A 5,470-nucleotide genomic window follows, 5' to 3' on the forward strand; every position below is an offset into this window, starting at 1 on the left:
GACCGATGCCACCCTTGCCGCCTTCGTCGAAGCCGAGCAGGCCAGCCGGCTCAGCGCCGCGACGAAGGGTCGCGCCCGCACCATCGCGGCCGCCTGGAACGCCTGCGTCCGCGCCGGCCTGCCGGGCTGGCCTGGCCAGACGCTGGCCGCCGCCCGCGTGCGCGTGCCCTACGCGCTGCGCCTGGAGGCCTACCCGGACAGCTTCCAGCAGGAGGTGGCCGCCTTCGAGGCGCGCCTGGCCTGCCGCGAGGGTCGCTTCCTGATCGGTGCTGGCGGCCACCGCCGCCTGCGCCCGGCCACCATCAAGGCCCGCGTCTTCGCGATCCGCCAGGCCGCCGGCCTGCTGGCGCGCTCCGGCGTGCCGGCGAGCGAGATCCGCGGCCTGCGCGACCTCGTATTCCCGCTCGATCGCGTCAGCCTCGTGCTCGACACGCTGGCCGAGGCCCAGGCGGCGCGCAGCGGCGCGAAGGAGCCGGAGGGCGGCCAGCTGGCAATGGTGGCCGAGACGCTGCGCCAGCTCGCGGCTTTTCACGTCCGGCTGCCGGAGGCCGAGGTGCAGGCCATCGCCGGCTGGGCCCGTCAGGCCCGCGGCCGCCGCCGCAATCCCGGCCTGACCCGCAAGAACCGCGACCGGCTGCGCGCGCTGGTGCCGCTGCACCGCCGCGGGCTCCTGCTGCACCTGCCGGCCGAGCTGATGCGGCGCGCCCGCGAGCTTGGCGCCGGCACCGTCGAGGCCGGCCGTCTCGCCCGCACCGCGGCGGTGATCGAGATCCTGCTGGTCTGCCCGCTGCGCCGTCGCTCGATGCTGGCGCTGCGTCTCGACGAGCATCTGCAGCGCCTGGCTCCCCGTGGCCGCCGCATCACCCACCTGGTGCTGCAGCCCGACGACATGAAAAACGAGGCGCCGATGGAGTGGCCGCTGCCGCCCGGGTCGGCCGCGCTGGTCGAGGACTACATCCGCCACTTCCGCCCCGCGCTGGCCACGCCCGACAATCCCTGGCTGATCCCGAGCGGGGCCGGCGTCCTGAGCGAGAACCGCTTCTCGCATGTCATCGAGACGGTCATCGCGCAGGAGGTCGGCGCCGACGTGAACGTCCACCTGGTGCGCCACTTCGCGGCCTGGCTGCACCTCAAGCACCACCCCGGCGCCTACGAGGATGTCCGCCGCGTGCTGGGCCACAGGAGCGTCGAGACGACACATGCCAACTACGTGGCCTTCGAGGCGGCGATGTCGGCCGAGCGCTTCGACGCGGCGGTGCTTGGGGAGCGCAAGGCCACCCGCGCGGTGGCCGCAGCGAAGTGGGGCAGGCTTGGCAAGGCCCGACGCCGCGGGAGCGAGGCCTGATGGCGGACCGCCTCTGCCTGCCGCTCGCGGCGTGGCCGGAGGGTGACCGGAAGGGCTGGCTGGCGGCCCTCGCCCCTGACCGGTCGCGGCGTTTTGGCCTCGGGCCGCAGGTGCCGTCCATGCCACCGGCGACGCAGCGCAAGACCCAGGGCGGCTATGCGCGCTGGCTCGGCTTCCTCGCCTCGTCCGGCCGTCTGGACCCCGCCGCCGCGCCCGCCACGCGCGTCACCGAGGAGGCGGTGGCGGCCTGGACCGACGACATGCGGGGGCGCGGCAACGCCGACCACACCCTGGTCGGGCGGCTCGGCGAGCTCCGGCGCGCGATGGCGGTGCTGGCGCCCGGACAGTGCTTCCGGTGGCTGGCCCGGCCGGGCGGCGTGCCGATCCGCGCGCGCCTGGCGATGCGCCGCCGCGCCCTGACCGTCCACCATCCCAGCGCGATGTTCGCGTGGGGCCTTGCGCTGGTCGAGCGGGCCAAGGGGCTGGGCGGGGATCAGCAGCGCCGCGTGATGCTTCGGGACGGCGTGCTGATCATGCTGCTCGCCGCCCGCGCGCCGCGGCTGCGCAGCCTGGCATCGCTGCGGCTCGGGGTGAATGTGCTCCGCGATCCCGAGGGCTGGCGCATCGACTTCGACGAGGGCGACATGAAGACTGGGAGGTCCCTCGAATACGGCCTGCCCGATGCGCTCAAGGCGGCGCTCGACCGCTACGTCGAGGTCGAGCGCGCCGAGATGCTGGGCGGCCGTGTCGAGGACGCGCTCTGGATCAACTGGGATGGCCGCCCGCTGCGGACGCGCGGGATCGATAAGCGCATCCGCTGGTGGTCGGAGAAGCGCTTCGGGAAGGGTGCCAGCTTCGGGCCGCACCGGTTCCGGTATGGCATCGCCACGGGGGCGCCGATCGCGGATCCAGAGGCGCCGGCGATCGGCGCGGCGGTGCTGGGCATCACGGCCGGCACCGCGAAGGAGGCGTATGACCGCGGCTCGCGCGCGGCGGCCGCGAAGCGCTTCCACGCCGGCCTCGCCGAGGAGCGCAAGCAGACGGCGGCGCTCGCGCGAAACATCTTCGCGCGCCGCCGGCGCGAGCCCCGGGAGGATGGCGAGCGGACCGATCCAGGCGAATGAGTTGCGAGGGTCATGGTTGGGCGGAGACTCGCTGCAACGATGGGCGCGAACGACGGCGCGTCGGCCGTGATGGGCGGCGTCTTGCCGCAGTGGGTGGGGAGTTCCCCATATAGTAGGGGGACGTGACGTTCGTTCTCCTTTCCGGCGCATAGGGGTGTCCCGATGACTGATGAGAGCGTTGAGCGGAAGAAGCAGCTGATCCGGCAACTGGCCGACGAGTTGGGCATCCGCATCCGGGAGCTTGAGACCAGCGGGACCAGGGGGTTGAGGTTCCGGTCGCCGCACCACGAGGCGCTAGCCGCCACGGCGCGGAAGTTCGCCGACATCATGGCTGGCGCAACGGGGGAGGTGCAGGCGCGGGCCGCGGACGACCTCGTGGAGCACTACTGGCACCACCATACGAACCGGACCGAGAAGAGCGAGAAGGGCGGGAGTCGCTCTGGCATGAAGGTCATGGTGCGCTGCGGTCACGACGCGCACCGCATCTATGAGCAACTCCAGGCGCGGGTTGAGTACTGGCAGAGCGTGAAGAACACATCCCAGCCCGGCGAGACGCCTGCGGATGCAGCAAAGCGAGTGGCGCTGGCCGAGCGATACACCAAAGTCAGAAATCAGAGCTCGAAGATACACGTCGGACGGCCACGCAAGGTCATCGGCGCGATCGAAATCAAGGAGACGTCCGGCGGCACGAACCCTGATTCGATTACATGGGAAGTTGGGAGAATGTTCCTGCAGCATGGCGATGCGGTGCTCGCCGACGACGTTATCGACGCCATCCTGGACAACGGTGGAGCGATAGCGGCCACTTCGGCGCCGTCGCCTGCTCTGCAAGATATCCTGGCGCGGGTTCAGGCAGCCATTACCTCTGCGGCGCTGCCACCCCATGAGGTCAAGCGGCTGCAGAAGGTGCTCGCCGTGTTGGCCGCTTAGCGAACGACATCGCTCTGCGACAACGATGAGGATTTTTGGGCGACGGGGCTGTCTGAGAGGACCTGGGGGAAGGCGGCGAGCACAAGCGGTTCGCCGCTCCCCCCCCCGCCGATCATCTTCAACGCAGGCGCCTGCCCAGTAGCGACGGCCAGAGCACCTTATCCAGGGGCCTGCTCCGGATCGAACCCGGTGATTGACCACTTACCCAGGCCCGTGGGCCGCGCGCGCGGCCGAGAGCTAGTATTTTTGAAACCGCAGATTCGTGCCCTTCAGACCGGAGTGCCCCGCTGGTGACCCGTTGCGCGATCTACGCCCGCTTCAGCAGTGATGCGCAGTCAGAGCAGTCGATCGAGGACCAGGTCCGGGTCTGCCGAGCCCGGGCCGAGCGCGAGGGTTGGGAGGTGGCGGAGGTCTACGCCGACTACGCCATCAGCGGCGCCACCGCCGCGCGCCCACGCTTCCAGCAGCTGGTCGCCGACGCCCGCACCGGCCGGTTCGGGGTGATCCTGGCCGAGGCGTTGGACCGGATCAGCCGCGACCAGGAGCACATCGCCGGCTTCCACAAGCAGATGCAGTTCGCGCGGGTGCGGGTGGTGACGATCGCCGAGGGCGACATCAGCGAGCTGCATGTCGGCCTCAAGGGTACGATGTCGGCGCTGTTCCTGAAGGATCTGGCGCAAAAGACCCACCGCGGCCTCGAGGGTCGGGTGCGGGCGGGCCGGAACGGCGGCGGGCTATGCTTCGGGTACCGGGTGCGTCGCGGATTGCGGCCGGATGGGACGCCGATCACCGGGGAGTTGGAGATCGAGGAGACCGAGGCCGCCGTGGTCCGGCGGGTGTTCGACGGGTATGCCGCCGGCCTGTCGCCGCGCTCGATCGCCAGGACACTGAACACCGAGGGCGTGGCAGGGCCGCGCGGCGGCAAGTGGACAGCCTCGTTGCTGTTGGGGGGCGCGGGCCGAGAGACCGGCATGCTGCGCAACCGGCTCTACATCGGCGAGCGGGTTTGGAATCGCCAGCACTTCGACAAGGACCCGAGCACCGGCCGGCGCGTGGCCCGCCCGAATCCGCGGGACGCCTGGGTGGTCACGCCGGTGCCGGATCTGGCGATCCTGGACCGTGAGGTCTGGGAGGAGGCGCAGCGGCGCCTGGAGGCAAGCCGGCGGGTGGTGACGAGCAAGAGCGCCGCGAACACCGGCGCGACGCTGGCCGCCGTGCGTCGCCCGCGCTGGCCCTTGGCCGGCCTGGTGCGGTGCGGCCTCTGCAACGGCCCGATGAGCGTGATCGGCAGCGGCGGGCGGCTCGGCTGCACGAACCACGTCGAGCGCGGCACCTGCACGAATCGGCGGACGGTGGCACGCGACGCGCTGCTGGGCCGGGTGCTGGTCGGGCTCAAGGAGCGGCTGCTGGCGCCGGAACTGGTCGAGGAGTTCGCCCGAGCCTACGTGTCCGAGGTCAATGCGGCGAACCGCGAGCGCGGGGCCCGGCAGGCAGGTCTGCAGGGACAGGTCGCGAAGCTCGACCGCCAGATCCGGAACCTGCTCGAGCTGATCAAGGACGGCCACGGCGGGGTGGCGATGGCGACCGAACTGCGCGAGGTGGAGCGCCGGCGCGAGACGCTGCAGGCCGAGATCGCCGCGGCCGGCGTGCCGGAGCCGGTCCCGGTGCTGCACCCGAACCTGCCGGCGCTGTACCGCCGCAAGGTCGAGGCGCTGGAGGAGGCGCTCAAGGACGAGATGACGGCGCTGCTGGCGGCTGAGGCGCTGCGGTCGCTGATCGACGCGATCCTGGTGCATCCGGGCGAGCGCCGCGGCGAGGTGTCGCTCAGCCTGCGCGGCGACCTGGCGGCGTTCCTGCGGATGGCGGAGGCCGAGCAGCGCCTGAACGCCAAAACGGCCGTTGCCCTGGGAGGGAACGGCCGTTCTGTGTTTGGTCGAGAAGTCATGGTATCGTTGGATGCGGGGACAGGATTTGAACCTGTGACCTTCAGGTTATGAGCCTGACGAGCTACCGGGCTGCTCCACCCCGCGGAGGTGTTTGGTCTTGTCGTGTTGGATCCGGCGTGGTGGCC

4 protein-coding genes and 1 tRNA gene are annotated in these 5,470 nt (G+C 71.2%); 4 read left to right on the top strand and 1 reads right to left on the bottom strand.

Annotation, left to right across the window (positions count from 1 at the left end; translation table 11 throughout):
• From OZN99_RS24360 to OZN99_RS24375, 4 genes are all read left to right on the top strand, one after another.
• A partial coding sequence (locus OZN99_RS24360) for a tyrosine-type recombinase/integrase (protein ID WP_270937840.1) occupies nucleotides 1-1,345 on the top strand: 1,345 nt, incomplete at its 5' end.
• Complete coding sequence (locus OZN99_RS24365; protein ID WP_270937841.1) at nucleotides 1,345-2,469, top strand: site-specific integrase; 1,125 nt, start codon at nucleotides 1,345-1,347, stop codon at nucleotides 2,467-2,469. The genes OZN99_RS24360 and OZN99_RS24365, both read left to right, overlap by 1 nt.
• Nucleotides 2,470-2,631: 162 nt before the next feature.
• On the top strand, nucleotides 2,632-3,399 hold the full coding sequence (locus OZN99_RS24370; protein ID WP_270937842.1) for a hypothetical protein: 768 nt from the start codon (nucleotides 2,632-2,634) through the stop codon (nucleotides 3,397-3,399).
• A gap of 290 nt (nucleotides 3,400-3,689) precedes the next feature.
• Nucleotides 3,690-5,396 (top strand): recombinase family protein, encoded by a 1,707-nt coding sequence (locus tag OZN99_RS24375; RefSeq protein ID WP_270937843.1) that lies wholly within the window; start codon nucleotides 3,690-3,692, stop codon nucleotides 5,394-5,396.
• Here OZN99_RS24375 and OZN99_RS24380 read toward each other — a convergent pair.
• Nucleotides 5,353-5,429 (bottom strand) — tRNA-Met (locus OZN99_RS24380). The genes OZN99_RS24375 and OZN99_RS24380 overlap by 44 nt on opposite strands.
• Nucleotides 5,430-5,470 lie beyond the last annotated feature (41 nt).

Source organism: Falsiroseomonas oryzae, assembly GCF_027856955.1.
GTDB lineage: Bacteria > Pseudomonadota > Alphaproteobacteria > Acetobacterales > Acetobacteraceae > Falsiroseomonas > Falsiroseomonas oryzae.

What these genes read in the sequence shown, in the direction of transcription:
- OZN99_RS24365 (WP_270937841.1), top strand. Translation starts at nt 1,345, where the DNA reads ATGGCGGACCGCCTCTGCCTGCCGCTCGCGGCGTGGCCGGAGGGTGAC.
- OZN99_RS24370 (WP_270937842.1), top strand. Translation starts at nt 2,632, where the DNA reads ATGACTGATGAGAGCGTTGAGCGGAAGAAGCAGCTGATCCGGCAACTG.